The organism is Halomonas sp. ND22Bw (genome assembly GCF_003011945.1).
GTDB lineage: Bacteria > Pseudomonadota > Gammaproteobacteria > Pseudomonadales > Halomonadaceae > Halomonas > Halomonas halophila.
In genome coordinates, this window is sequence record NZ_PXWD01001784.1 from 1 (window position 1) to 236 (window position 236).

At 44.1% G+C, this 236-nt stretch carries 1 protein-coding gene; it reads left to right on the forward strand.

All coding sequences use genetic code 11. The features are described 5' to 3' along the window. The coding region (locus CVH10_RS27145) for a hypothetical protein (RefSeq protein WP_219925118.1) at nt 1-223 on the forward strand (223 nt) is incomplete at its 5' end. Nucleotides 224-236 lie beyond the last annotated feature (13 nt).

Below are 236 nucleotides of genomic sequence, written 5' to 3' on the forward strand. Positions count from 1 at the left end.
ACCCGATCCAAAGGAGACCCCGAGCTTCAAAGAATACCCAAGACTTGTCGATTCAGAGTCCGATGTTGAAAACGATGTCGCCATTCTCAAAGTATCAACTGTTGGAAGCCCTGTCGGAATTGGACGGTGCGAATTAAGGCTTTCTACAAAGCTCTTTTTCCCAAATTCTAAATACACTTCAGGCATGCGCTTACAATTGACCTTTAGATGCATTAGCTCTTGATGGGTGCCATAAA